This is a genomic window from Pseudonocardia alni, from assembly GCF_002813375.1.
Classification (GTDB): Bacteria; Actinomycetota; Actinomycetes; order Mycobacteriales; family Pseudonocardiaceae; genus Pseudonocardia; species Pseudonocardia alni.
This window is the reverse complement of record NZ_PHUJ01000003.1, coordinates 4,890,490-4,915,029: the sequence shown is the minus strand read 5'-3', so window position 1 is coordinate 4,915,029 and position 24,540 is coordinate 4,890,490. Positions and strand designations below refer to the sequence as shown.

Sequence of the window (24,540 nt, the reverse complement as noted above, 5' to 3'; positions counted from 1 at the left end):
CGTGACGCCATAGTGGTGTCATGGACCTCACGCCGTATGTCGCGCAGCTGCGCGACGACCTCGCCGCCGCGGCGGCCGCGGGCGACGAGCAGACCCGCCGCACGGCGGCCCTGCTCGGCTCCGCGATCGAGCCCGCCGCTCGGCTCGCGATCATGAACGCCCTGTCCGACCTGGCCTCGGAGGCGACCGCCGCGCTCGGCGACCGCTCGGTCGAGGTCCGCCTGCACGGCCGGGAGGTGCGCGTGTCGGTGTCCGGGGGCGACCCGGAGCCGGGACACTCCGCCACCCCGGACCCGGCCCCGGCGAGCGAGGGGACCTCGCCGTTCGGCGGCTTCCCGTTCGGCGGCGGCGGCTCCGGTGGCCCGGCCTCCGGTGGCTCGCCGTTCTCCGGTGACGCCGGAGACATCAGCCGGGTCACCCTGCGCATCGTCGAGCAGATCAAGGCCCAGGCCGAGCGTGCCGCCCAGTCCCAGGGCGTCTCGCTCAACACCTGGGTGTCCCAGGCGGTGCAGGGGGCACTGGCCGGCGCGGAGGGACGCGCCGGCCGTCCGCACCGCGACGGGCGCAACCTGAGGGGATGGGTGCAGGGATGAGCGACGAGCGGACGGGCCCCGGGCCGGACGACGGCAGCGGTGACGCCACGCACGGCGGCGACGCCCACACCGGCTCCGACAGCGGCCCCGGCGGGAAGGACGGCGGCCCCACCGGGGAGGGCTGCGCCGACGGCGGCGGCACCGGTCACGCGCCGACCGGCGACACCGACAGCGCGGGCACCGGCGGCGCCGGCTCCGGCGGCGACCACGGTTCCACGGGCGGCACCGGCCCCGCCGACACCCCCTCCCGCAGCGAGCGTTTCGACTGCGCCGGCGCCGCCGAGATCGAGGTGACGACCGGCGCCGGCCGGGTCCGGATCGACCTGGTCGACGGGGCCGACGAGGTCCGCGCGGAGGTCACCGCCGACCGCAGCACCGCGCCGTGGTCCGGCGGCCTCGGCGGGCTGCTCGACTGGATCGGCAGCTCGATGACCGGCGGCTCCGGCGTGCCCCGGGCCGGGGCGGGCTGGTCCGGCCGCGGGTTCGACCCGATCGTCGGCGCCCCCTGGGAGGCCACCGGCGACCCGTCGGCGGACGCCGTCGACGCCGTCACCATCGAGTGGTCGGTCTCGTCGCGACGCCTGGTGGTCCGCGGCCCGGACGACCCGGCCCTGGGCGCGGTGCCGCTCGTGGTGACCGTCTCCGCGCCCGCCGGGTCGCGGCCCGCGGTACGGACCGGCGCGGCCTCGGTCGAGCTGACCGGCCGGGCGTCCTGGGCCGCGGTGCGGACCGGGTCCGGCGCGGCCCGGGTGGCCCAGGTGCACGGCGACGCCGACGTCACCACCGGGTCGGGGTCGATCGACCTCGGCACGTGCTCGGGCCGGGCGCATCTGCGTGCCGGCTCCGGCGGCGTCGAGGCCGGGTCGCTCGGCGGCGCGTCGCGCATCCGGACCGGCAGCGGCGACGTCCGCGTCGGCGAGCTCACCGCGGACCTCGAGGTGCGCTCGGGGTCGGGGGACGTCGTCGTCGCCGACGCGGTCTCCGGTGACGTCCGGCTCGGCACCGGGTCGGGGTCGGTCCGGGTCGGGGTGCACTCCGGTGTGGCCGCCGAGCTGGACCTGTCGACCGGGTCGGGCCGCGCCCGATCCGAGCTCGACGTCCGCCACGACACCCCGTCCACGGCGCCCGCGGTGCGGCTGTCCGGACGCACCGGCAGCGGCGACGTCCTCGTGACCCGGGCGTCGGCCGTCGCGGTCTGACCCTGCGACCGGTGCCTCGCTCATCGAGATGATCGGCGAGCGAGGTACCGGCGTAGGCTCGGCGGCGTGGACCGCACCGAGATCGCCGCGACGAACGCCTCCATGACCGCCCGGGTGCTGCAGATGCCCACCACCCCCGTCCCCGACGGTGGTTACGCCCTGCGCGTGCTGCGTACCCGCGGGCGGCGCAGCGGGGAGCCGCGCGACACCCCGATCGGTGTCGTCGGGCACGGTGGCGCCGGCTACCTGGTCTCCCCCACCGGTGGGCGGGACTGGGTGCGCAACCTGCGGGCGACGCCGGAGTGCGCGATCCGCTCAGTCACGGGCGACGAGCCGCACCGCGCGGTCGAGCCCGGGCGCGCCGAGGCCGCGGCCGTCGTCGTCGGCTACCTGCGGGCACTCGACGTGCCGTGGGCGCTGTCGGCGTTCCCGGTGCCGGCCGACGCCACCGAGGAGCAGGTCGCCGAGTACCTGGACGCGATCGCCGTGTTCCGCCTCGATCCCGCCTGACCCCTCACCGGGCGGCGACCTCGGCACGGAGCTCGGCGGCCAGGTCCCCCCGCTCCCCCACCGCGACGCCGTCGAGCCCGATCCAGCCCGCCATCGTCGCGAGCTCCCCGGCCAGCTCGGCCGCGATCCGCGGGCGCGGGGCGCTCGCCCCGGGCTCGGCGAACGCGCCGGGCACCCGCAGCACCCCGGCCGCCCGGTCGGCCTTGAGGTCGACCCGTCCGACGAGCTCGCCGTCGAGCAGGAACGGGAAGACGTAGTAGCCGTACTCCCGCTTCGGCTCCGGCACGTAGATCTCGATGCGGTAGCGGAACCCGAAGATCCGCTCGGTCCGGTCCCGCTCCCACACCAGCGGGTCGAACGGGCACAGCAGCGCCCGCCCGGTCACCGCGCGCGGCACCCGGGCCGCCGGGTCCCGGTAGGCGGGCCGGTCCCAGCCGCGCACGCTCACCGGCTCCAGGGCACCCGCGTCGACCAGCTCGGCGATCGCGGTGCGGGTGCGCTCCGGGCCGAGCCGGTAGTAGTCGCGCAGGTCGGTCTCGGTACCGATGCCCAGCGCGGACGCGGACCTGGCCACGAGCTCGCGCGCGGCGTCCGCCGGGTCCGGTACGGGCTGCGCGAGGACCTCCGGGGGCAGCACACGCGAGGGCAGGTCGTAGTGGCGTTCGAAGTGGACACGGGTGCCGACCGACAGCTCCCCCGTCGCGAACAGGTACTCGCAGACCCGCTTGACCTCCGAGCGTTCCCACCAGGTCGCGCCGGGCGGGCGCGGGCGCACCTCACCGGCCCGTCCGTGCGGGGCGAGCGCCTTCTCGATCGCACCGGCACCCAGCGGCCCGGACTCCGCGACGACGTCGAGGATGTCCCCGGCCAGGGCCGGGTGCTTCTCCAGCAGCGGGCCGTAGTGCTTCCACCAGCGCCGCGGCAACGCCTCGTGCGAGAGCAGCGGCATGTCCTGGACCGGGACCAGACTCGCCTCGTGCGCCCAGGTCTCCGCCAGCAGGCGCGGTCGCCGGGCGCCCGGCGACCACGCCGCGTCGTCGAGGAGGGCGGTCGGGTAGGCACCGAGCCTGCTGAACAGCGGCATGTAGTGCGCGCGCACCGCGATGTTGACCGAGTCGAGCTGCAGCAGCTTCACCCGGTCCAGCACCCGTCCGAGATGGCGCCGGGTGACCGGCCCGGACGGCCGTGGGTCGGTGAAGCCCTGGGCCGCGAGGAACGTCCGACGGGCGACATCGGCTGAGATCGTGCGCACGGCCGGGATGCTGCCACGGGGCACCGACAGGATCCGGTACCGCCCGGACCGGCGGCCGGGCCGCACCACACGGGCGGCACCGGACCCGCGGCACCGCGCCGGGTGACATCCGGCCGGTCAGCTGCCGGGCGGTGGGCCGCCGGGGCCGCCGGCGCCCGGCCCGCCCCCGCCCGGGGCGGCACCCGCGGTCGGCTCGGTGGACAGGTCGACGGCGGCGGTCAGTGCGACCGTGTAGCCCGTGGCCGGATCGCCGGTGACGGTCGCGAGCTGGAGGGCGCCGCCGTCGTCGCCGAAGACGTTGTCGGACGCCAGGCTCAGCTCGGCCAGGTTGGACACCGACTGCTCGTATCCCGTGGTGGCGTAGACGGTGTCGCAGTCGGCCTGCGGCAGGGCGACCTGCGAGGTGGCGACCGCGTCGGCGGCGTCGGTGATGTCGGCCTCGGAGGGGTAGACCTCGAAGTGGATGTGCGGCCAGCGCCCCTTGTAGCAGGCCGGGAAGATGCTGGTGAAGCGCACCTTCCCGTCGCTGCCGGCGACCTGGACCCCTCGCAGGTAGTTCTCGTCCTCCAGCCCCTCGGAGTACAGGGAGTACCGGCCGTCGCGATCGCAGTGCCAGACGTAGACCGCGGCACCCGCCATGCCCGCGGCGGCCATGTCGGTGATCGTCAGCTCGAGGGTCATCGGCACCCCGGCCGCGGTGGCCGAGCCGGTGCCGAAGCTCGACCGGATGTCGCTGCGGACCACCCCGGACTCGGTCAGCACGTTCGCACCGTTGGTGCCGTCACCGGGGTACGGGCCGGCCGTCTCGTCCGGGATCTCGCCGGTCGTGGTCGCGGTCGTCGCCGACGGGGCCGCGGTACCACAGGCCGCGAGCCCGGCGGTGACGGCGCCGACGCCGAGCACTGCCAGCATGCGGCGCCTGCTCAGCAGGGTGCCGAGGTCGAACCCGAGGCCCTGGTCGACGACCTCGTCGTCGGGGCGGGGCAGATCACGGCCCTGGTAGCGGGGCATGGCGGGTCCTCCGGTGCGTCGTCGTGCGGAACTGTCGTGCGGAACCTGTCGTACGGAACCGACGACGACGGTAGGAACCGGGCATGGGACGCGGATCGGAACGACCTGTGCGCCGCCTGTGCACCCGGGCGGTGACGCCGGCGACCGGGGCGCACGGTAGGCATGTCCCATGGCCACCGCGACCGTCCGCCCCGCCACCGACGACGACGTCGGCGCGATCATGGCGATCCAGGACCGCACCTGGCGCACCGCCTACGCCGGGCTGCTGCCCGAGGAGGCGTTCACCGGGCTCACCTCCGACGCCGCGCGCTCGCACTGGAGCGACGCCGTGCACGCCGGGGACGGCTTCCACCTGTTCGTCGCCGTCGAGGGGGACGAGACCGTCGGGTTCGCCGCCGCCGCCCGCTACGCCGGGGCCGACGGCATGGCGATCGCCGAGGTCAGCACCCTGCTCGTGGAGCCGCGCTGGGGCAGGCGCGGGCACGGCGGTCGGCTGCTCGCCGCCGCCGCGGCCGCGCTGCGGGAGTCCGGCTCGGACTCGGGGCGCACCTGGGTGGCCGAGGCCGACACCGCCTCACGGAACTTCTACAGCCGCGCGGGCTGGGCGCCCGACGGCGCGGTGCGCACGCTGGACACCGGCTCGTCGACGCTGCGCGAGGTCCGCCACGCCGGGACGCTGGACCTGCACCTGGTCGGCTGAGGGCTCAGCCGAGCCCGAGCAGCGGCTCCAGGCCGATCGTCAGGCCCGGGCGGTCGCGCACGGCGCGCACCGCGAGCAGCACGCCCGGCATGAAGCTGGTCCGGTTCATCGAGTCGTGGCGCAGCGTGAGGACCTCGCCGTCGGTGCCGAGGATGACCTCCTGGTGCGCGATCAGCCCGGGCATCCGGACCGCGTGCACGTGGACGCCCTCGACGACCGCGCCGCGGGCGCCGTGCGGGTCGTCGGTGGTGGCGTCGGGGACCTCGCCGAGCCCGGCCTCGCGTCGTGCCGCGCCGATCACCGACGCGGTCCGCGCGGCGGTACCGGACGGCGCGTCGACCTTGCCGGCGTGGTGCAGCTCGACGACCTCGGCGGAGTCGAAGAAGCGGGCGGCCTGCGCCGCGAAGTGCATCATCAGCACGGCGCCGACCCCGAAGTTCGGGGCGACGAGCACGCTGCCGGAGCCGCGCTCGTCGAGGATCGCGCGGACCTCGTCGAACCTGGCGGCGTCGAAGCCGCTGGTCCCGACGACGGGCGCGACCCCGCGCGCCAGGCACTCGCGGATGTTGGTGATCGCGGCGCCGGGGTGGGTGAAGTCCACGGCGACGTCGGCGCCGTCGAGGGCGGACAGGTCGTCGCCCGCGTCCAGTGCGGCGACCAGCTCGGTGTCCCCGGCGGCCTCGACCGCCCGGCACACCTCGGAGCCCATCCGGCCCTTCGCCCCGAGGACCGCCACCTTGATCGTCCCGCTCACCCGTACACCTCGCGCACCTCGACGTCGTGGACCGCCGGGGAGTCTATGCAGCGGCCCGCGGTGATCCCGGATGCGGCACCGGACCGGTCGCACGCCGGTGCGGACGCTGCCCGGTCCGCGACCGCGGGGCACGGTCGGCCGGGACTCAGCCGACGACCAGGCCGCCGATCCACACCGCGACCGTCACCAGCCCGGCGGCGAGCTCGATGAGGATGCTCCAGCCGACGGCGGTGAGCGCCTCGCGTGCCGAGCGCCAGGCGGTGGCGGCGTCGGGCAGCCGGGCCAGCTCGGCCAGCCACACCCCGAGCACGAACCCGAGGAACAGCCCGACGACGGGCACGACGAAGAAGCCGACCACCCCCAGCACGAGCCCCGCGAACAGGGTGCGGGTCGGGACCCCGGCTGCCTTGAGCCGGCGTCCCGGGAGCAGGTACTTCGCGACCTGACCGGCGACGGTGACGAGCACCGCGATGCCGAGCACCCACCAGCCGACCGCGTCGCCGCGCGGGACCGCCCAGACCGCCACCCCGCCGACGATCAGCAGCGGCCCGGGCAGCACCGGCAGCACGATCCCGGCCAGGCCGACGAGCATCATCAGGCCGGCGACGACGGCGAGGGCGGTCATGACGCCCAGCCTGCCAGCAGGTCACACGCGTCGAGCAGACGAACCCGCGGTGACGGCCGGCTGTCATCATCACGAATGGGTAAACGCTGTGAGCCGGGTCTACCGATTTCTGGTACTGCCGTGCCAGCCTCGATGTCACCCGAAACAGTGACACCCGCTCACCTGCGGTCGTCCCACCACCCGCGCGTGCCGGTCACCACCACCGCACCGCGGACGAACAGAGAAGAGCAGCGTGCTCCGGTACCTCCTGCGCAGGGGCGCCGGGTGGCTCGCGATGATCGTCGTCGCGACCAACCTGGTCTACTTCCTCGCGAACTCGTTCCTCGACCCCCGGGTCAACTACCTGCAGCTGCGGCCGCCGCGCACCGACGCGGAGATCGCCCGTTCGCTGGGCCAGTACAACCTGGACTCGAACGTCCCGGTCCTGGAGCGGTGGTGGATCTGGGTCACCGGGATCGTGACCCGGTGGGACTGGGGCACCAGCCCGATCGGCGACCCGGTGAACGCGCAGGTGGCGTTCCGCGTCGTGGTGTCCGGGCAGCTGGTGTTCTTCTCGCTGCTGCTGTCGATCGTGATCGGGGTGGCGCTCGGGGTCTACTCGGCCCAGCGCCAGTACCGGCTCGGTGACCGCGCCGCCCAGCTGACCTCGGTGTTCACCCTGAACATCCCGTCGGCGGTCGCGGCGCTGGCGGTCGTGTTCGTCGCCATCGCGATCAACCAGGGTGTCGGCGGGACGCTGTTCTACGTCGCGGGGTCCGAGTCGCCCGGGGTCACCGGGTTCTGGCCGCTGCTCCTCGACCGGGCCCAGCACCTGGTGCTGCCGACGATCTCGCTGCTGATCATCTCCTACGCGGGCTACCACCTGCTGCAGCGCTCGATGCTGCTCGACGTGGTCAACTCCGACTACGTGCGGACCGCCCGGGCCAAGGGGCTGACCCGCAGGCAGGCCATCCGCCGCCACGGGCTGCGCAGCTCGATGATCCCGGTCGCCACCCAGGTGGCGTTCGCGATCCCGGCGCTGTTCACCGGCGCGGTGATCACCGAGAAGACCTTCGCCTGGCAGGGCATGGGCGACTACTTCATCCGCACCATCTCGACCAACGACATCCACGGCGTCGTCGCCACGGCGGCGTTCGGCGCGGTGACGACGGCGGTCGGCGCCATGCTCGCCGACGTCGCGGTCGTCGCCCTCGACCCGAGGGTGCGGGTGGGCTGACATGAGCCTGAACATGCCCGAGCTCGCCCCCACGGTCGGCGACGGCGCCGGGGCCACCGCGCCCCGCCGTCGCCGGGGCGCCCGCGCCGCACTGGTCTGGCGTCGCTACCGGCGCAACCGGCCCGCGATGGCCGGCCTGGTCGTCTTCGGCCTGCTGGTGCTGTTCTCCCTGGTCGGCGGGTTCCTCTCCCCCTACGACCACACCGAGGTCGACTTCGCGGCGCTGACCGCGGCGCCGTCGCTGGACCACCCACTGGGCACCACCGCCGGCGGCAACGACGTCTACGCCCAGGCCGTGCACGGCCTGCAGCGCTCGCTGACCATCGCTGTCACGGTCTCGCTGCTGACCACCCTGATCGCCGCGGTCGTCGGGGCGGGCGCGGCCTACCTGGGCGGCGGGCGGACCTGGGCGCGGCGCGGCGAGCGCGCCCTGCTCACCGTCGTCCACTTCCTGATGGTGGTGCCGTCGTTCCTGATCCTGGCGCTGGCCTCGCAGTGGGGGGCGGGCGACTACCGGATCCTGATCGTCGCGCTGACCCTGCTGGGCTGGATGACCACCGCCCGCGTGGTCTGGACGGTCGCGACGACGCTGCGCGAGCGCGAGTACGTCTCGGCCGCCCGCTTCATGGGCGTGTCCGGGCCGGGGATCGTGTTCCGCCACCTCATCCCGAACATCGGCTCGCTGCTCATCGTCACGTTCACCCTGAATGTGGCGAGCACCGTGCAGAGCGAGACCGCGCTGTCGTTCATCGGGTTCGGCGTGCAGATCCCCGACGTCTCGCTGGGCACCATGCTCGCCGACGGCGGCTCCTCCATGGCGACCGCGCCGTGGATCTTCATCGTGCCGTCGGTGCTCCTGGTGCTGCTGACGGCGTCGCTCGCGTTCGTCGGCGACGGCCTGCGCGACGCCCTCGACCCGACGTCGCGCGCGGGAGGCAGCGCATGAGCACCCCCGTGCTGTCCGTGCGCGATCTGACCGTCGCGTTCCCCTCCGAGGCCGGTCGGGTGGAGGCCGTCCGCGGTGTCGGCTTCGACCTGCTGCCCGGGCGCACGCTCGGCGTCGTCGGCGAGTCCGGGTCCGGCAAGTCGGTGACCTCGCTGGCCGTGATGGGGCTGCTGCCCGACACGGCGTCGGTGACGGGCTCGATCACGCTGTCCGGCCGCGAGCTGGTCGGGCTGTCCGACGAGGCGATGTCCGGGATCCGCGGCGACGACATCGGGATGATCTTCCAGGACCCGCTGTCCTCGCTCACCCCGATCTTCACCGTCGGCGACCAGCTCGTCGAGGCGATGCAGATCCACCGCGACATCGGCCGGGCGAAGGCCCGCGAACGTGCGGTCGAGCTGCTCGACCTGGTCGGCATCCCCGACCCCCGGCGACGCGTGCGCGCCTTCCCCCACGAGTTCTCCGGCGGCATGCGCCAGCGCGTCATGATCGCGATGGCGATCGCGAACGACCCGACCGTGATCATCGCCGACGAGCCGACGACCGCCCTGGACGTCACCGTGCAGGCGCAGATCCTCGACGTGCTGAAGGTGGCGCGCGACGAGACCGGCGCGGCCGTCGTCATGATCACCCACGACCTGGGCGTGGTCGCCGGGGTCGCCGACGACGTGCTCGTCATGTACGCCGGGCGCCCGGTCGAGACCGCCCCGGTGGACGAGCTGTTCGCCGCGCCGCGGATGCCGTACACGATCGGCCTGCTGGGCGCGGTCCCCCGCGTCGACACCGTCGAGCGACGCCCGCTGGTCCCGGTGCCCGGCAGCCCGCCCGCACCGACCGACCTGCCGCCGGGCTGCCCGTTCGCGCCGCGCTGCCCGGTCGCCGTCGACGCCTGCCCCACCGCGGAGCCCCCGCTGGTGCCGGTCCCGGGCCGCGACGGTCACGCCGCCGCCTGCGTGCGGACCGGCGAGATCGTCGACGGCGCGATCGGTGGCGAGCCGGTGTTCGCCGTCCCCGACCTGCCCGTCGGCGACGACGACGCCGACGACCGCGAGACCCGTCCCGCGGTGCTGTCGGTGCAGCACCTGCGCAAGACGTTCCCGCTGATGAAGGGGTCCCTGGTGCGACGCCGGGTCGGGACGGTGCACGCCGTCGCCGACGTCGACCTCGACATCCGCCGCGGCGAGACCCTCGGCCTGGTCGGCGAGTCCGGCTGCGGCAAGACGACGACGCTGCTGGAGATCATGAACCTGCTCCCGCCGGAGGGCGGGACGATCGAGGTCGCGGGCACCGACGTCGCGACGCTGCGCGGCCGCGCCGACATCGCCGCGCTGCGCCGGGAGATCCAGATCGTCTTCCAGGACCCGATGGGGGCGCTCGACCCGCGCATGACGGTCGGCGACATCCTCACCGAGCCGCTGCGGGCGGCCGGCTGGACCGACCGGGGCCGGGTCGCGACCCGGGTCGACGAGCTGATGGCGCTGGTCGGCCTGGACCCGGAGCACGTGGACCGGTTCCCGGCGGCGTTCTCCGGCGGGCAGCGCCAGCGCATCGGGATCGCCCGCGCGCTGGCGACGAAGCCGTCGCTGCTGGTGCTCGACGAGCCGGTGTCCGCCCTCGACGTCTCGGTGCAGGCCGGTGTGCTGAACCTGCTCACCGCGCTGCAGCGCGAGCTGGGACTGAGCTACCTGTTCGTCGCGCACGACCTGTCGGTGGTGCGGCACGTCGCGGACCGGGTCGCGGTCATGTACCTGGGCCGGATCGTGGAGTCCGGCGCGGTCGCCGACGTGTTCGGCAACCCGCAGCACCCCTACACGCAGGCGCTGCTGTCGGCGATCCCGGTGCCGGACCCGCAGGTGGAGCGCACCCGGCAGCGGGTGGTGCTCTCCGGGGACCTGCCGAGCCCGACCGACGACGCGCCGGGCTGCGCGTTCCTGGGCCGCTGCCCCCTGGCCCGGACCCTGTCCGAGCACGAGCGGTCCCGCTGCGCCGGGGAGACCCCCGCGCTGACGGTCAAGGACGGCGCCAGCGACGCCGACTCCGACCACCGCAACGCCTGCCACTTCCGCTGAACCACCTCCCACCCCGACACCGGGGGACCGAACGAAGGAGAGACATGCGCAGACCGATCCGACGCGGGGCGATGACCGCCGCCGTCGCGGCGCTGGCCCTGGTGCTGGCGGGCTGTGGCGGGGGTGGCTCCGACGGGCCCGCGCAGACGGGCGAGTCGCTGTCCACGACGCCGTCGTACAACGCCCAGCCGTACGAGAACGTCAAGGACGGCGGACAGGTCACGCTGCCGTTCCGTTCGGACCTGAACCCGCAGTTCAACGTCTTCCAAGGCGACATGACCACGGACACCCGGCTCGCCTGGGGGTTCTACAATCCGATGGTCATCACGTTCACCCCCACCGGGGACCCGATCGTCAACCCGGACTACGTGACCAAGGCCGACGCCGTCGACAGCGGGGGCAAGACCACTGTCACGTACACGATCAACCCGAAGGCCGTGTTCAACGACGGCACGCCGATCGACTGGCGGGCCTTCGAGTCGACCTGGAAGGCCAGCAGCGGCAAGGACCCGGCCTTCATCCCGAACTCCACCGATGGCTACGACCGCATCGCGTCGGTGACCCGAGGTACCGACGACAAGCAGGCCGTCGTCACGTTCACCGGGCCCAACCCGTGGTGGCAGGGCCTGTTCAACCAGCTCCTGCATCCGAAGGCCGCCGCCCCGGACGCCTTCAACAAGGGGTATCTGAACAACCCGCACCCCGAGTGGGGCGCCGGGCCGTATGTCCTGTCGAACTTCGACAAACAGAACTCGACGCTCACCTTCGAGCGCAACCCGAAGTGGTGGGGCAAGAAGGGCAAGCTCGACCGGATCATCCTGGTGCAGATGGAGCAGCAGGCGAAGGTCAACGCGTTCCGCAACGGCCAGCTCGACGCGACCGAGGCCGAGTCGGCCGATTTCCTCGCCCAGGCCCGGTCCGTGCCGGGCGCGGACATCCGCACCTCCGGGACCCCGGCCAACTACCTGCTGACCCTCAACAGCAGCACGCCGGTCCTCAAGGACACGGCGGTCCGCAAGGCCGTGTTCGACGGCATCGACCGCAACCAGCTCGTCAAGATCGCCTTTCAGGGTCTCGACTACACCGAGGACCTCGGTGGGTCGCTGGTGCTGCAGCCGTATCAGAAGGGCTACGAGGACAACCTCACCGGCGCCGTCTCGTTCGACCCGGAGCGCGCGAAGCAGGGTCTCGACGCCGCGGGCTGGGTTCCCGGGCCGGACGGCATCCGCGCCAAGGACGGCCAGCCGCTGAGCTTCACGTACGTGCAGACCGGTGACACCCCGACCAAGCGGGCCTCCTCGGGCGCCATGGTGGCGATGCTGAAGAACATCGGCGTCGACCTCAAGGTCCGCGTCGTCCCGTCGACGGACTTCTCGAAGGTCATGGCGAACAAGGAGTTCGACATGGTCTTCAGCGGCTTCAAGTCCTCGGACCCGTACGGCGTCGCCTACATCTGCCAGATGTACTGCACGGACTCGACACTGAACAAGTCCGGCACCGGCACGGCCGCACTCGACGCAGAACTGCGGAAGGTGAACACCCTGCCGACCGCCGACGAGCAGTACGCCGCCGCGAACGCGGTGGAGAAGAAGGCGCTGGCGACCTACGGTCTGCTCCCGGTGTACTCGGGTCCCTCGATCTGGGCGACCAAGCCCGGGCTCGCGAACTGGGGCGCGAGCCTGTTCGCCTTCAGCCCGCTGCCCGAGACCCTCGGCTGGCAGAACGGCTCCTGATCGACGACTCTGTGACGAGCACAGAGCCCCGGGCCGCCCGGTCCGGGGCTCTGCCCGTCTCACCCACCACCCCGGATGCCCCGAGAGTCACTCTCGGGGCCGTAGAAGCCACGAAAGTGACCCTCGGAGCAGGTCCGGGGGAGGTCAGGCCAGGTCGCGCAGCGCGGCGGGGAGGTCGTCCACGTCGCCGTAGGGACCCACCACGGCCGCGGTGAGCGGCTGGGCCAGCAGCTCCCCCGCCAGTGCGGCGACCTCGGCCGGGGTGACGGCGTCGATGCGGGCCAGGCTGTCGGCCAGCGACCGCTGCCGCCCGTGGTCCAGCTCGGCGCGGCCGAGCCGGTTCATCCGCGACGCGGTGTCCTCGCAGCCCAGCACCAGTCCCCCGCGCAGGGCGCCCCGGGCGCGGACGACCTCGGCCTCGGTCAGACCGTCGGCCGCGACCTCGGCGAGCACGTCCCGCACGACCGCGACGACCTCGCCCAGCCTCTCCGGGGCGCACCCGGCGTACACCGACAGCGCGCCGGCGTCGGCGTAGCGGACGGTCGAGGAGTAGACCTGGTAGGCCAGTCCGCGCTGCTCGCGGACCTGCTGGAACAGCCGCGACGACAGTCCCCCGCCGAGGGCGGAGTTCAGCACCGCCAGCACCGGCAGGCCGCGTCCGGCGCGACCCGCGGTGGGCACGCCGAGCATCATGTGGGCCTGCTCGGAGTCGTCGTCGAGCAGGCCGAGGGCGCCGGTGCGCACGGGGCGGGCCCCGGTCGCCGTCCGCGGCGGCACCGGGCGCGCGCCGGTGTGGCCCTGCGCCGCACGGTCCAGCGCGGCGGCGACGAGCTCCGCGACGTGGTCGTGGTCCAGGTTCCCGGCCGCGGCGACGACCATCCGCGGCGCCGTGTACTCCCCACGCCAGAAGCTGTGCAGGGTGTCGCGGCTCATCGCCCGGATCGAGTCCTCGGAGCCGATCACCGGGCGCCCGAGCGGATGGTCGCCGAACAGGGTCTCGTCGAACATGTCGCCGAGCAGGTCCTCCGGGTCGTCGTCGCGCATCGAGATCTCCTCGAGCACGACGCCCCGTTCCAGCTCGACGTCGGTGTGGGCCAGCTCGGCGTCGGTGACGACGTCGGCCAGCACGTCCACCGCCAGCGCCACGTCGGTGTCGAGGACGTGGGCGTAGTAGCAGGTGTGTTCCTTGGCGGTGAACGCGTTCAGCTCACCACCGACGGCGTCCATCTCCTCGGCGATGCCTGCCGCGGTGCGCCGCCGGGTGCCCTTGAAGAGCAGGTGTTCCAGGAAATGCGCGGCGCCGGCCTGCTCGGGGGTCTCGTCCACCGAGCCGATCCCGATCCAGATGCCCAGCGCGACCGAGCGGACGCCGGGCACCGTCTCGGTGACGAGCCGGACCCCGCCGGGCAGATCGCTGCGGCGGACCGTGTCGGTGGTGTCGTCGGCGGTGGTCACGGGCGCCGGGGACACGCGGGCGGCGGCCCGGGAGGAGTCCCGGGCCGCCGCCGCGTGGTCGTTCTCAGGTGCCAACAGTTCAGCTCGGGTTGGCGGCCTCGGCCGGGGCCTCGGCGTCGACGGCGCCCTCGGCGGCCGGGGCCTCGGTGACGTCTGCGGAGGCGGACTCCTCCACGACCGGGATCAGCGAGATCTTGCCGCGGTTGTCGATGTCGGTGACCTCGACGCGCAGCTTGTCGCCGACCTTGACGACGTCCTCGACCTTGCTGATCCGCTTCCCGCTGCCGAGCTTGGAGATGTGGACCAGGCCGTCCTTGCCGGGGACGAGCGAGACGAAGGCACCGAACGCGGCGGCCTTGACCACCGTGCCCAGGAACCGCTCGCCGACCTTCGGCAGCTGCGGGTTGGCGATCGCGTTGATCATGCCGATCGCCTCCTCCGCGGAGGGGCCGTCGTTCGCACCGACGTAGATCGTGCCGTCGTCCTCGATCGAGATGTCGGCGCCGGTCTTCTCGGTGATCGAGTTGATCATCTTGCCCTTCGGGCCGATGACCTCGCCGATCTTGTCGACCGGGACCTTCACCGCGGTGACCCGCGGCGCGTACTTGCTCATCTCGTCCGGGCCGTCGATGGCCTCGCCGATCACCTCGAGGATGGTCAGGCGGGCGTCCTTGGCCTGGTTCAGCGCGGCGGCGAGCACCTCGGACGGGATGCCGTCCAGCTTGGTGTCCAGCTGCAGCGCCGTGACGAACTCCTTGGTGCCGGCGACCTTGAAGTCCATGTCGCCGAACGCGTCCTCGGCACCGAGGATGTCGGTCAGCGCGACGTAGCGCGTCTGGCCGTCGACCTCGTCGGACACCAGGCCCATCGCGATGCCCGCGACCGGCGCCTTCAGCGGCACACCGGCGTTGAGCAGCGACATCGTGGACGCGCAGACCGAGCCCATCGAGGTCGAGCCGTTCGAGCCCAGGGCCTCGGAGACCTGCCGGATCGCGTAGGGGAACTCGTCGCGGTTCGGCAGGACCGGGATCAGGGCCCGCTCGGCGAGCGCGCCGTGGCCGATCTCGCGGCGCTTCGGCGAGCCGACGCGGCCGGTCTCACCGGTCGAGTACGGCGGGAAGTTGTAGTGGTGCAGGTAGCGCTTGCGCGTCTCCGGCCCCAGCTGGTCGATCTGCTGCTCCATCCGGAGCATGTTCAGCGTGGTGACACCCATGATCTGGGTCTCGCCGCGCTCGAACAGCGCCGAGCCGTGCGCCCGCGGGACGACCTCGACCTCGGCCGACAGCGGCCGGATGTCGGTCAGGCCGCGGCCGTCGATCCGGACCTGGTCGGTCAGGATGCGGCGGCGGACCAGCTTCTTGTTCAGCGAGCGGAACGCGTTGCCGAGCTCGGACTCGCGGCCGACGAAACGCTCGCCGAGCTTGTCCAGCACCGACGCCTTGATCTCGTCGGTCCGGGTCTCGCGCTCCTGCTTGCCGGCGATGGTCAGTGCCTGCGCCAGCTCCTGCTCGACGGCCTCGGAGACCGCCTCGAAGGCGTCCGGCTGGTAGGCCGGGAACACCGGGTAGTCGGCGGTCGGCTTGGCCGCGACGTCGGCCAGCTGCTGCTGGGCGACGCACAGGCTGCGGATGAACGGCTTGGCCGCCTCCAGCCCGTCCGCGACGACGCCCTCGGTCGGAGCGGTGGCCCCACCGGCGACGAGGTCGATGGTGTTCTCGGTGGCCTCGGCCTCGACCATCATGATCGCGACGTCGTCACCGACGATGCGGCCCGCGACGACCATGTCGAACGCGGCGCGGTCGAGCTGGTCGTGGGTCGGGAAGGCGACCCACTGGGTGTCGGTCCCCGCCTCGTTCGCGATGAGCGCGACGCGGACGCCGCCGACCGGGCCGGAGAACGGCAGGCCGGCGAGCTGGGTGGACGCCGACGCGGCGTTGATCGCCACGACGTCGTAGGGGTCCTTCGGGTCGAGCGACATGACCGTCACGACGACCTGGATCTCGTTGCGCAGGCCGTCGACGAAGGACGGGCGCAGCGGGCGGTCGATGAGGCGGCAGGTCAGGATCGCGTCGGTGCCCGGGCGGCCCTCGCGGCGGAAGAACGAGCCGGGGATCCGGCCCGCGGCGTACATCCGCTCCTCGACGTCCACCGTGAGCGGGAAGAAGTCGAACTGGTCCTTCGGCCGCTTCGAGGCGGTCGTGGCGGACAGCAGCATGGTCTCGTCGTCGAGGTACGCGACGACGGACCCGGCGGCCTGGCGGGCGAGCCGGCCGGTCTCGAACCGGACGGTGCGGGTGCCGTAGGTGCCGTTGTCGATGACGGCGGTGCTCTCGTGCACGCCGTCCTCGGAGATGACGTCAGTCATACGGGGGTGTTCTCCTCGTCGTTGGGAGTGGTCTTCGTCTACCCCCACCACCGTGGCGCCGGCTCGATCCCCTGCTGGGCCGGTCTTCGATCGAAGCCCCCGGCCGCGCGTCGCGCTCCGGGGGCCACTACCGAGGACCGGCGGATGTCCGGTCGCCCGAGTGGCGGGCTCTGTTCAGTTGTGTCGTTCGGTGTCACGGAACGACCCGGCACCGGGAACCGGTGCCGGGTCGGCCGGGCGGGTCAGCGGCGCAGACCCAGCTTCTCGATCAGCGCGCGGTAACGGGTGACGTCGACCTCGCGCAGGTACTTGAGCAGCCGGCGACGACGACCGACCAGCAGCAGCAGGCCGCGCCGGCTGTGGTGGTCGTGCTTGTGCTGCTTCAGGTGCTCGGTCAGGCCGACGATGCGCTTCGTCAGCAGCGCGACCTGGGCCTCGGGGGACCCGGTGTCGGTGGCGTGGGTGCCGTACTGCTCGAGCGTGCTCTTCTTCTCGGCGGTGGTCAGTGCCACTGCTCAACTCCTTCATCCTTGAGACGGTCCGTGGGGCCATGACGTCCGACGACACCCGGATGAACCGGTGGGACGGCAGGAAGTCGGTCTCGGCCGCCACGGACTGCAGCCGGACCCGGTGTGAAACGGTACCAGCGACGGGTGCGCCGACCGCCTCCGACCCGTGTCACCCCGGTGTGCGGTCCGGTGTGCCGGGGCGGAGCGGGACCCGGTGGAGCACGGTGTAGCGGGCACCGGGCTCGCTGCGCACGAGCACCGCCTCCCCCGGTGTCCACCAGGGGCCCGCGGCGATGCCGTCGCCGCCCACGGTCGCGTCCCCGCGGCGCCGGTCCCACCGGGCCAGGGTGACGTGCGGGAGGTACGGCCGGGGCCCCGTCGCACCGGCCCGGGCGGCCAGGTCGGCGAGGGCGCCCGCGGCAGGGCCGTCGCGCTCCTCGACCCCGGCCCACAGCACGCCCGGGAAGGTGCCGGTGCCGGCGATCCGCAGCCGGGGCGCGACGGCACCGGCCAGGGCGATGTCCAGGGTCGCGGCGCGGGCGTCCGGGTCGTCGTCGCCGTGGAAACACAGCGTCACGTGCCAGGTCGACGGGTCGGCCCGGCGCGCGCCGTCCGGGAGCGGGGACGGAGCCCGGTCGAGGGCACGGGTCAGCGCCGCCACCGCCCCGGGCGGCGGCCACAGCGCGCCGAACAGCCGCATCCGCACAGCCTGTCAGCGCCGTCCGGCGGCGGCACGGCGCAGCACCTCCGCGATCTCCGGGAACGCCGGGGCCAGCTCGGCCGCCGCCGCGACGAGCCGGGCCGGCGCGCTCACCCCGCGCAGCGCGTCCTCCGCGGTCGGCTCGGCCGGGGCCCGTCGCGGCTGCGGCACCGCCGGCCCGGAGGCGGGGGCCTGCTCGGCGCAGCGGCAGCCGCCGGTGGGTCCCCACGGCGTCGGCTCCTGCCGGACCCGGGCCAGCAGCACGTCGCGCTCGGCGTCGGACACCGGGCCGTGCGCGAGCCGCCGGTCCAGCGCGGTCATCCGGCCCAGCACCGCCGGGTCCCCGATCTTGACCCGGCGCCCGCCCGCCAGCTGGGACAGCATCGCCGGGCTCAGCCCGACCGCGGCGGCGAGGCGGGCCTGGGTGATGCCGAGACCGGTCGTGAGCCGGCGGATGCGCTCGTCGAGGGGCTCGCCGTAGATCGCGCTCTGGCGGTCGCGGTTGCGCGCGATCTCCTGCGCCACCGGCTCCGCGGTGCGGGGGTCGTCCATGCCGGACAGCCTCGGCGACCACGCGGCGCGGGCGTGGTCGTTCGGCCCCGGCAGGGGGTTTTCACCTAACCCGGCGCCCCGTCGGGTCCGGTCGCGTCGCCGGCCGCGGTGAGGATCTCGCGGCAGGTCGCGACGTCGCGACCCATCTGCGCGACGAGCGCCTCGATGCCGTCGTAGTGCTCCTGGCCGCGCAGCCGCTCGACGAACTCGACGCCGACCTCGTGGCCGTAGAAGTTCTCGTCGACGTCGAGCACGTAGACCTCGACGGTGCGCACCCGCCCGGAGAACGTGGGGTTGGTCCCCACCGAGACGGCGCCCATCAGGCGGCGGTCGCCGATGCGGAACCAGCCCGCGTAGACGCCGTCGGCGGGGATCGCCGTGTGCGGTGGGCTGGCGACGTTCGCCGTCGGATAGCCCAGGTCACGGCCACGCTTGTGACCGTGCACGATCACGCCGTCCACCCGGTGCCAGCGGCCCAGCGCGTGCGCGGCGTCGCGGACGGCCCCGGCGTCGATGCAGGACCGGATGTAGGTGGAGGAGAAGGTCACGTCGTGGTCGGAGACGAGGTCGAGGGCCTCGCAGGCGAACCCGAAGCGACGGCCCAGCTCGGCGAGGGTCCCGACGTCGCCCTCGGCCCGGTGGCCGAAGGTGAAGTTGCTGCCCACGACGACGACGGCCGCGTGCAGCCGGTCCACCAGCACCTCGTGCGCGAACCCGGCGGGGGCCATCCGGGACAGCGCCTCGGTGAACGGGATGACGCAGAAGACGTCCGCGCCCGCCTCGGCCACGAGCTCCGCCCGCCGGTCGAGTGTGGACAGCCGGGCCGGGTGCGTGCCCGGCCGGATCAGCTCGGCCGGGTGCGGGTCGAACGTCACGACGACGGCGGGCAGGCCGCGCTCGTGCGCCCGTTCCACCGCGCGGGCGATCAGCTGCCGGTGTCCCCGGTGCACCCCGTCGAACACGCCGACGGTGACGACGCACCGGCCCCAGCCGGGCGGAACCGCCTCCAGACCACGCCACCGCTGCACGGTCGCGAGCCTAGGCGAACCGGGTGGGATCCCGTACAGCGGGCGACCGCGACCGGGCCCGGCCGTCAGCCCGCCGGGGCGAGCACGACGACCGGGCGGGCGGCGGCGCCGCGATCGGCCATCAGGGCCAGCGCGGCGCCGTCCGGGGCGAACACGCCGTAGGTGCCCTCGATCCCGGCCGCGGGCAGCGACTTGCCGAACCGCACGTCGGTGGCGGCGGAGGCGTCGAGGTCGACGCGGGGGAACGCCGTCGCGACGGCCGCGGCGAGGTCCAGCGACAGCCCGGGGTCCTCGGCGAGCTGCTCGACGGTGCGCGCGTGCTCCAGGGTGAACGGTCCGACCCGGGTGCGTCGCAGCGCGGTCAGGTGGCCGGCGGAGCCCAGCGCGGCGCCGAGGTCGCGGGCGAGCGCGCGGACGTAGGTGCCCGAGGAGCAGTCGACGGCGACGTCCAGGTCGCACCACGGCCCCTCGCGGCGCACCGCGAGCAGCTCGAAGGCGGACACGGTGACCGGGCGGGCCGGGATCTCGACGGTCTCGCCGTCGCGGACCCGCTGGTAGGCGCGCTTCCCGTCGATCTTGACCGCGGAGACCGCGCTGGGGACCTGCATGATCTCGCCCGTCAGCGCGGCCGTCGCGGCCCGGAGAGCGGCGTCGTCGGCATCGACCGGGACGGGCTCGCCGACGGGCGTGCCCTCGGCGTCGTCGGTGTCGGTGGCCTGCCCGAGGCGCACGGTGGCGGTGTAGGCCTTCGTGTCCAGCGACAGGTGCCCGAGCAGCTTGGTGGCCCGCTCGATGCCGACGACCAGCACCCCGGTCGCCATCGGGTCCAGCGTCCCGGCGTGGCCGACCTTGCGGGTGCCCATGATCCGGCGGAGCTTCCCGACGACGTCGTGACTGGTCGGGCCCCGGTCCTTGTCGACGATCACGAGTCCGGGCGGCGGGGGCGGGTTGCGTGCGGGCACGCCGGGACGCTAACGCGCCAGCCGGTACCCGACTCCACGGACCGTCACCACGACGTCGCGGGTGCCCAGCTTCGACCGCAGCGACGCCACGTGCGCCTCCAGGGTGCGTGCCGCGGAGGCGTCGGCGATCCCCCACACCTGCTCCAGCAACTCGGTACGCGGCAGCACCGCACCCTCGCGGCGGGCGAGCGCGGCGAGCAGGTCGAACTCCTTGCGGGTCAGCGCGACCTCGGCGCCGCCCGCGGTCACCGCGCGCCGGTCGAGGTCGACGACGACGTCGCCGACGCTCACCGTCGCGGCCACCGCCGCGCCGGTGGCACGACGCAGGACGGCCTCGATCCGGGCGACGAGCTCCTCGGTCGAGACCGGCTTGACCAGGTAGTCGTCCGCGCCCGAGCGCAGGCCCTGCACCCGCGCCGCGACGTCGCCGCGGCCGGTGATGGCCAGGATCGGCACCCGGGACCGCTCCCGGATCTCCCGGCAGACGCCGATGCCGTCGCGGTCGGGCAGGCCCATGTCGAGCAGCACCACGTCGGGCTCCCGCTCGGCGACGGCCGCGATGGCCGCGGACCCGCTGGTCACGAGGTCGGTCGGGTAGCCCTCGCGGACGAGGCTGCGGCGCAACGCGTCGCCGAGGATCGCGTCGTCCTCGACCAGCAGCACCCGCACGCGCACACCCTAGCCACGTTTCCTCAAAGCTTCCTCAAGCCCGGTGCCCCCGCGGTTGCCCCGCGAGACACCCCGGCCCCATCGTTTCCCCACCGCACACGTCGAGGAGGACGGACATGGCCGAGGTCGCCAACGCAGACGGCTCGTCCGGGACGGGGTCCACCACCCCCACCCGGACCAAGAAGAAGGTCTACACCCAGCTCTGGTTCTGGGTCATCGTCGGCATCGTCTCCGGGATCCTGGTGGGCTTCCTCGCCCCCGGGTTCGCCAAGGAGACCAAGTGGCTGGCCGACACGTTCGTCCAGATGATCAAGGTCATCATCGGCCCGGTCATCTTCTGCACCGTGGTCGTCGGCATCGCCTCGCTGGGCAACCTGGCCCGCGCCGGCGGTCTCGCCGCCCGGGCGCTGGGCTACTTCCTGGTCATGACCGTCATCGCGCTGACGATGGGGCTCATCGCGGGCAACGTGTTCCAGCCGGGCGCCGGATTCACCGGCCAGCCGAGCGCGTCCGACCTCGCGAAGGCCACCGACCAGGCCGCGACCGGCAGCCAGGAGTCGGGTGTCATCCCGTTCATCCAGGACTCGCTGCTCCCGCACAGCTTCTTCGGCCCGTTCGTCGAGAACTCGGTGCTGCAGGTCCTGGTGCTGGCGATCCTGTCGGCCTGCGCCATCTCCTCGCTGAACCCGGCCCTGCGCAGCCGCCTGGTCGGCGGCATCGAGGGCATCGCCCAGGTCATCTTCGGCATCATCAAGATCATCATGTGGGCCGCGCCGGTCGCCGCGTTCGGCGGCATGGCCTACACCGTCGGCCAGATGGGCGGCGGGTCGCTGGTCAACCTGCTCAAGCTGATGGCCGTGTTCTGGGGCACATGCGCGGTGTTCGTGGTCGTCGTCCTCGGCGCGGTCTCCTGGGCCGCCGGGTTCAACGTCTTCAAGGTCATCCGGCTGATCAAGGACGAGCTGCTGATCATCGTCGGCACCTCGTCGTCGGAGTCGGTGCTCCCCCGCTTCCTCACCAAGCTCCAGTCCGCCGGTGCGTCGAAGCAGACCGTCGGCATGGTCATCCCGACCGGCTACTCGTTCAACCTCGACGGCACCTGCATCTACCTGACCCTGGGTGCGCTGTTCATCATCCAGGCCGGGGGCGAGGTCCTGCCGATCGGCGCGCAGATCGCGCTGGCCGTGCTCATGGTGCTGACCTCGAAGGGCGCCGCCGGTGTCACCGGCGCCGGGCTGGTCACCCTGGCCGCGTCGCTGCAGGCCTTCGGCGGGGAGTTCTTCACCCCCGAGGCCATCGTCGTCGGCCTCGCGCTGATCGTCGGCATCGACCGCATGATGTCCGAGGGCCGCGCACTGACCAACGCGATCGGCAACGTCGTCGCCACCCTGGTCGTCGCCCGCTGGAACGGCGAGCTCGACCGTGAGCGGCTCGCCGCGGTGCTCGACGACCCGACGCTGGTCGAGGCCGACATGGAGGCCGCGCACGGTGGCGGGGCCGCGGACGCCGAGATCGACGAGGCCGCCGACGGCGCCGCGAAGCCGGACGCCGACGAGTCCCGTCGCGAGAAGGTCGGCGCGGGCTCCTGACCGGACACGTCCTCCTCCCATGACCGTCGCACCCCCGCGGAGCCCCGAGGCCCGCGGGGGTGTCGACGTCCCGGCCGGTGCACGGGTCCCACTGCCGCCCCCGCGGTGGCAGGCTGGGCCCGTGCGCCGGCCGCTCCGTTCCTCCCCGCCGCTGCGCCGCTCGCGGCTGGTGCGGCGGCTGTTCCTGCTGCAGGTCGTCACCGTGCTGCTGACCGTCGGCGGGCTCGCCGCGCTCGGCGGCTACGGGGCGAGCCGCCTGGAGCACGACGCCGCGGGCCGGCTCACCACCGGGATCGCGCTGTCGCTCGCCTCGGACCCCGAGGTCGTCGACGCCGTCCGCGACGGCGGCGGTCTCGCCGCCCTCTCCGCCCGCCTCCAGCCCATCGCCGAGCGGGTCCGGCGGGCCACCACCACCGGCTTCATCGTCGTGATGTCCCCGCAGGGCATCCGCTACAGCCACTACAACCCCGACGAGATCGGGCTGCCCTACCAGGGCAACATCGCCCCCGCGCTGGCCGGGCGGACCTCGACCGAGGTCTACACCGGCACCCTCGGGCCCTCGGTCCGCACCGTCACCCCGGTCCTGGTCGACGGCCGGATCGCCGCCGTCGTGTCCGTCGGCGTGCTGCAGACCCGGATCAGCGACCTCGCCCTGCGCTCGCTGCCCGGGATCATCGCGGCCGCCGCGGCGGCGGTGCTCGTCGGCTCGGGGCTGGCGGTGCTGCTGGCCCGGCGGCTGCGCCGCCAGACCCTGGGGCTGGAGCCCGAGGACATCACCGCCGCCTACACCCACCACGAGGCGGTGCTGCACGCCGTCGGCGAGGGGCTGCTGGTCGTCGACGGCGACGGGCGGCTCGTCGTCGTCAACGCCGAGGCCCGGCGGCTGCTCGGCCTGCCCGGCCACGACTCCCCCGACGACCCCGCCGTACCGGGGCGGCCGCTCGCAGGCCTCGGCATGGACCCCGCCGTCGCCGCCGTGCTCACGGGCGGGCTGCGCTCGGACCTGCGCGACCGGGCCGCCCTGGCCGGGGAGCGGGTGCTGCTGGTCAACAGCAGGCACGCCGGGCCGGCCGCGGGCCCGGGGACGCGGGTGTTCACGCTGCGCGACCGCACCGAGCTGGCCGGGGTGCTGCGCGAGCGCGACGAGGCCCGCGACACCGTCGCCGCGCTGTCGGGCCAGGCACACGAGTTCGGCAACCGGATGCAGACCGTCCTGACCCTGATCGAGCTCGGCGACACCGCCGACGCCGCGAAGGCCGGGACCGCCGCGCTCGACCGCACCCGCGGCCCCGCCGCGCAGGTCGTGGCCGCGGTCTACGACCCGGTCCTCGCCGCGCTGCTCGCGGACAAGGCGTGGCAGGCCGCCGAGCAGGACGTCACCCTGACCGTCACCGACACCTGCGACCCCGACGTCCTGCCGGACCTGCGGCTGCCGTTCGCCGCGGACGACCTGGTCTCGCTGGCCGGGAACCTCGTCGACAACGCGATCGAGGTGGTCGCCGGGCGCACCGGGGAGCGGTCGGTCGCGGTCGCGCTGAGCACCCCTCCGGACGGCCGCGAGCTGCGGCTGGAGGTCGCCGACAGCGGTCCCGGCGTGCCCGAGGACACCGCCCGCGAGCTGTTCACCTTCGGGTTCAGCACCCGGGCCACGCGCGGCGGCCGCCCCCGCGGCATCGGGCTGGCCCTGGTCGACCGGATCGCCCGCCGCCTCGGCGGGTCGGTGACGGTCGGTACCCGCGACGACGGCAGCGGCGCCGTGTTCACCGTGCGGCTGCCGCTCCCGGCCCCCGGGGACACCGGACCGCCGGAGGACTCCGGCGCCCCGGTACACCGGCCGGACGCCCGGGTGTATCGGCCGGACGATCCGGGCCACCGGTCGGAGAGCTCGGCCACCGGCCGGAACTGAACACCTGCCGCCAACGGATCCCGGCCCGCTGCGAACGCGACCGCGGCGCGGCACATCCGCCCGGTGCCCCGTCCCGGAGGCGCCGAGCGGTACGTGGTGAACCTCCGGGCCCCGCCACCGGGTGCCTGGTGTGCCACTCGGCCGCCCGGACTCCGTCGACGGGTCGCTCCACGCACCGCGGCAAGCGGGCCCCGTCG

22 protein-coding genes are annotated in these 24,540 nt (G+C 73.9%); 10 read left to right on the top strand and 12 right to left on the bottom strand.

Going from position 1 to position 24,540, the window contains the following annotated elements; genetic code table 11:
- Positions 1–20: 20 nt before the first annotated feature.
- The 3 genes from ATL51_RS24200 (at position 21) to ATL51_RS24190 (ending at position 2,302) form a co-directional block, all read left to right on the top strand.
- Positions 21–593 carry a toxin-antitoxin system HicB family antitoxin gene (locus ATL51_RS24200; protein ID WP_073578114.1) on the top strand — a complete coding sequence of 191 codons (573 nt, stop codon included), beginning with the start codon at positions 21–23 and terminating at the stop codon, positions 591–593.
- A complete protein-coding gene (locus ATL51_RS24195) occupies positions 590–1,792 on the top strand; it encodes a DUF4097 family beta strand repeat-containing protein (RefSeq protein WP_100880027.1) in 1,203 nt (400 codons plus the stop codon). Before ATL51_RS24200 ends, ATL51_RS24195 begins: the two co-directional genes overlap by 4 nt.
- Positions 1,793–1,858: 66 nt before the next feature.
- Complete coding sequence (locus tag ATL51_RS24190) at positions 1,859–2,302, top strand: nitroreductase family deazaflavin-dependent oxidoreductase (protein ID WP_100880026.1); 444 nt, start codon at positions 1,859–1,861, stop codon at positions 2,300–2,302.
- A 4-nt stretch (positions 2,303–2,306) separates the two neighbouring features.
- Here ATL51_RS24190 and ATL51_RS24185 read toward each other — a convergent pair whose 3' ends face one another.
- Together ATL51_RS24185 and ATL51_RS24180 are read right to left on the bottom strand one after the other, a co-directional pair.
- Positions 2,307–3,554, bottom strand: a complete 1,248-nt coding sequence (locus tag ATL51_RS24185) for a winged helix-turn-helix domain-containing protein (RefSeq protein WP_100880916.1) — start codon at positions 3,552–3,554, stop codon at positions 2,307–2,309.
- Between the two features lie 117 nt (positions 3,555–3,671).
- On the bottom strand, positions 3,672–4,565 hold the full coding sequence (locus ATL51_RS24180) for a dioxygenase family protein (RefSeq protein WP_100880025.1): 894 nt from the start codon (positions 4,563–4,565) through the stop codon (positions 3,672–3,674).
- Between the two features lie 169 nt (positions 4,566–4,734).
- Between ATL51_RS24180 and ATL51_RS24175 the strand changes: the two genes are divergently transcribed.
- A complete protein-coding gene (locus tag ATL51_RS24175) occupies positions 4,735–5,265 on the top strand; it encodes a GNAT family N-acetyltransferase (protein WP_100880024.1) in 531 nt (176 codons plus the stop codon).
- Between the two features lie 4 nt (positions 5,266–5,269).
- On the opposite strand, the gene dapB is transcribed toward ATL51_RS24175, so the two are convergent.
- The gene (gene dapB, locus ATL51_RS24170; protein WP_073578118.1) at positions 5,270–6,019 is read right to left on the bottom strand and encodes a 4-hydroxy-tetrahydrodipicolinate reductase; all 750 of its coding nucleotides are present in this window, start codon (positions 6,017–6,019) and stop codon (positions 5,270–5,272) included.
- Between the two features lie 145 nt (positions 6,020–6,164).
- Positions 6,165–6,644 carry a DUF456 domain-containing protein gene (locus ATL51_RS24165; protein WP_020627871.1) on the bottom strand — a complete coding sequence of 160 codons (480 nt, stop codon included), beginning with the start codon at positions 6,642–6,644 and terminating at the stop codon, positions 6,165–6,167.
- Positions 6,645–6,876: 232 nt separating this feature from the next.
- Here ATL51_RS24165 and ATL51_RS24160 point away from each other — a divergent pair, with 232 nt between their 5' ends.
- Genes ATL51_RS24160 through ATL51_RS24145 form a run of 4 tightly spaced genes read left to right on the top strand, consistent with a single transcriptional unit; the run spans position 6,877 to position 12,608 of the window.
- Complete coding sequence (locus ATL51_RS24160; protein WP_100880023.1) at positions 6,877–7,860, top strand: ABC transporter permease; 984 nt, start codon at positions 6,877–6,879, stop codon at positions 7,858–7,860.
- 1 nt (position 7,861) lies between these two features.
- The gene (locus ATL51_RS24155; RefSeq protein WP_100880022.1) at positions 7,862–8,806 is read left to right on the top strand and encodes an ABC transporter permease; all 945 of its coding nucleotides are present in this window, start codon (positions 7,862–7,864) and stop codon (positions 8,804–8,806) included.
- Positions 8,803–10,875 (top strand): ABC transporter ATP-binding protein, encoded by a 2,073-nt coding sequence (locus ATL51_RS24150; RefSeq protein ID WP_100880021.1) that lies wholly within the window; start codon positions 8,803–8,805, stop codon positions 10,873–10,875. Before ATL51_RS24155 ends, ATL51_RS24150 begins: the two co-directional genes overlap by 4 nt.
- 44 nt (positions 10,876–10,919) lie before the next feature.
- The gene (locus ATL51_RS24145; protein WP_100880020.1) at positions 10,920–12,608 is read left to right on the top strand and encodes an ABC transporter family substrate-binding protein; all 1,689 of its coding nucleotides are present in this window, start codon (positions 10,920–10,922) and stop codon (positions 12,606–12,608) included.
- 144 nt (positions 12,609–12,752) lie between these two features.
- Here ATL51_RS24145 and ATL51_RS24140 read toward each other — a convergent pair whose 3' ends face one another.
- The 8 genes from ATL51_RS24140 to ATL51_RS24105 all read right to left on the bottom strand — a co-directional run bounded on the left by ATL51_RS24140 (position 12,753) and on the right by ATL51_RS24105 (position 20,848).
- The gene (locus ATL51_RS24140) at positions 12,753–14,063 is read right to left on the bottom strand and encodes a M16 family metallopeptidase (protein WP_073578274.1); all 1,311 of its coding nucleotides are present in this window, start codon (positions 14,061–14,063) and stop codon (positions 12,753–12,755) included.
- A 79-nt stretch (positions 14,064–14,142) separates the two neighbouring features.
- On the bottom strand, positions 14,143–16,428 hold the full coding sequence (locus ATL51_RS24135) for a polyribonucleotide nucleotidyltransferase (RefSeq protein WP_073578121.1): 2,286 nt from the start codon (positions 16,426–16,428) through the stop codon (positions 14,143–14,145).
- Positions 16,429–16,670: 242 nt separating this feature from the next.
- Positions 16,671–16,940 carry a 30S ribosomal protein S15 gene (gene rpsO / locus ATL51_RS24130; protein ID WP_073578122.1) on the bottom strand — a complete coding sequence of 90 codons (270 nt, stop codon included), beginning with the start codon at positions 16,938–16,940 and terminating at the stop codon, positions 16,671–16,673.
- Positions 16,941–17,106: 166 nt separating this feature from the next.
- Positions 17,107–17,637 carry a 2'-5' RNA ligase family protein gene (locus ATL51_RS24125; protein WP_100880915.1) on the bottom strand — a complete coding sequence of 177 codons (531 nt, stop codon included), beginning with the start codon at positions 17,635–17,637 and terminating at the stop codon, positions 17,107–17,109.
- Positions 17,638–17,649: 12 nt separating this feature from the next.
- Positions 17,650–18,189 (bottom strand): helix-turn-helix domain-containing protein, encoded by a 540-nt coding sequence (locus tag ATL51_RS24120; RefSeq protein WP_100880019.1) that lies wholly within the window; start codon positions 18,187–18,189, stop codon positions 17,650–17,652.
- 65 nt (positions 18,190–18,254) lie between these two features.
- Positions 18,255–19,217: a bifunctional riboflavin kinase/FAD synthetase gene (locus ATL51_RS24115; protein ID WP_100880018.1), complete on the bottom strand. Its 963-nt coding sequence runs from the start codon at positions 19,215–19,217 to the stop codon at positions 18,255–18,257.
- A 65-nt stretch (positions 19,218–19,282) separates the two neighbouring features.
- A complete protein-coding gene (gene truB / locus ATL51_RS24110) occupies positions 19,283–20,179 on the bottom strand; it encodes a tRNA pseudouridine(55) synthase TruB (RefSeq protein WP_100880017.1) in 897 nt (298 codons plus the stop codon).
- Positions 20,180–20,188: 9 nt separating this feature from the next.
- A complete protein-coding gene (locus ATL51_RS24105) occupies positions 20,189–20,848 on the bottom strand; it encodes a response regulator transcription factor (RefSeq protein WP_100880914.1) in 660 nt (219 codons plus the stop codon).
- Between the two features lie 116 nt (positions 20,849–20,964).
- Between ATL51_RS24105 and ATL51_RS24100 the strand changes: the two genes are divergently transcribed.
- Both ATL51_RS24100 and ATL51_RS24095 read left to right on the top strand, forming a co-directional pair.
- The gene (locus tag ATL51_RS24100; RefSeq protein WP_100880016.1) at positions 20,965–22,437 is read left to right on the top strand and encodes a cation:dicarboxylate symporter family transporter; all 1,473 of its coding nucleotides are present in this window, start codon (positions 20,965–20,967) and stop codon (positions 22,435–22,437) included.
- Positions 22,438–22,558: 121 nt separating this feature from the next.
- On the top strand, positions 22,559–24,343 hold the full coding sequence (locus ATL51_RS24095; protein WP_167410045.1) for a sensor histidine kinase: 1,785 nt from the start codon (positions 22,559–22,561) through the stop codon (positions 24,341–24,343).
- The last annotated feature ends 197 nt before the right edge of the window (positions 24,344–24,540 follow it).